General features: G+C 61.7%; 3 protein-coding genes. 2 read left to right on the top strand and 1 reads right to left on the bottom strand.

Translation table 11 applies throughout. The features are described 5' to 3' along the window. Positions 1-205 precede the first annotated feature (205 nt). Complete coding sequence (locus tag ACYVDE_RS22495) at positions 206-553, bottom strand: hypothetical protein (RefSeq protein ID WP_460503768.1); 348 nt, start codon at positions 551-553, stop codon at positions 206-208. A gap of 292 nt (positions 554-845) precedes the next feature. Between ACYVDE_RS22495 and ACYVDE_RS22500 the strand changes: the two genes are divergently transcribed. After that, on the top strand, positions 846-1,388 hold the full coding sequence (locus ACYVDE_RS22500; RefSeq protein ID WP_460503770.1) for an RNA polymerase sigma factor: 543 nt from the start codon (positions 846-848) through the stop codon (positions 1,386-1,388). A gap of 2 nt (positions 1,389-1,390) precedes the next feature. After that, positions 1,391-1,518: anti-sigma factor family protein (locus tag ACYVDE_RS22505; RefSeq protein ID WP_460503772.1), on the top strand; the 128-nt coding region annotated here is incomplete at its 3' end.

Here is a 1,518-nt window from a genome sequence, read left to right on the forward strand (position 1 = left end):
GGTCTGGCCCTGGCTGCCGCCGCGCACGGGGGCGGTGGGGTCGAAGGGCACGGTTTGGGCCTGGGCGGTGGCGGCCAGCAACAGGCCGGCGAGGAGCAGGGAATATTTCATGGCGGGTGGCGGGGCGGATGAATGAAAGGAGAAAGCCGGCCGCTTCGGAGGAAACAGCCGGCTTACTGCTTGTACGCTTTTAAGCGCCAAAGGATTAGTTCATCGGCTTGGATTTCATTTTGCCTTTGCTGTTGCCGTTCATGTTGCCTTTGGTTTTCATGCGGCGGTCGGCCGAGCCGGTGCGCATGGTGCCGTCCGTGGTGCGCATGGTGCCATCGCGCATTGAGCCGTCGCGCATGGTGCCGGGCGTGGTTTGCATGGTGCCGTTCGTGGTCGAGCCCGGGTTGGTCTGCATGGTGCTAGGCGTCGTTTGCATAGTGCCACTGTTGCTGGGCATGGTTTGCATGTTGCCGCCGGTGGTGCTGGGCATGGTTTGGGCGAAAGCGGCGGTGTTCAGGCCGGCGGCGAATACGAGGGCGAGGGTGGTTTTGAAGGCGTTCATGGTAATGGATATTGGGAGTGAGAAGAGGAAAGAAATAGCGGGCCTGGCCGTAGGGCGAAAGCCTGAACCCTGTACGTAGCCGTGGAGGGCGAAGCCGAGAAAAGCCAAAATTTTGTTTCAATAAATTATTGTTTATCAAAGGCTTAAATAGTAATAAGCGCTACTCTTAAATACTGCTTTCTAACAGCAGAGAGGCAGCCTGCCGACCTTGCCGGAAAAAATATTTGCGCTCCGCTGTAACGTCCGGCCCCGGGCCCGGTACTCCCTGCATTCCAACCCCAAACTCTTTCCCGTGGAAACCACGAGCGACGAAGCGCTGATGACTGCCGTACGGGCCGACCACCTCGACCAGTTGGTGCCGCTGTTCGAGCGTTACCACGGCCCCTTGTTCAACTACCTCACCCGCCTCACCAACGACCGCGAAACCGGCGAAGACCTCACCCAGACCGTGTTCGAGCGCATTCTCAAATACCGCAGCAGCTACCAGCCCACCCAGCCCTTCAAGGCCTGGGTGTACCAGATGGCTCGCAACGTGCACGCCGACCATTGGCACCGCCTGCAAAAGCAGCGCGCCGACGACGTGGACGAAGTGGAGCGCACCGGCGGCCTGCGCACCGCCGCCTTCAGCCAGCAGCGCAGCAGCAGCAGCCACGACGACCTGCACGAAGCCTTGGCCCTGCTGCCCGCTCCGCAGCGCGAGATTCTGGTGCTGCACCGCTTCCAGGGCTTCAGCTACGACGAAATCGGCCAGCTGCTGAGCTGCACCGCCGAAGCCGCCCGCGTGAAAGCCCACCGCGCCCTGCAGGCGCTGCGCAAAATCTATTTCGCCAATTAGCCATGCCTACTTTCGAACCTACTACCTGCTCCGAACTCGAAGCCCTGCTGCCCGCGTATGCCGAAGGCAGCCTGCCCGCCGCCGAGGCCGACCGCGTGGCCAGCCACTTGCCCGGCTGCCCCGGTTGCCA

The sequence above is a fragment of the Hymenobacter agri genome (genome assembly GCF_054778495.1).

Excerpts from the sequence above, each read along its gene's own strand:
- ACYVDE_RS22495 (WP_460503768.1), bottom strand. The coding sequence starts at position 553 with ATGAACGCCTTCAAAACCACCCTCGCCCTCGTATTCGCCGCCGGCCTG.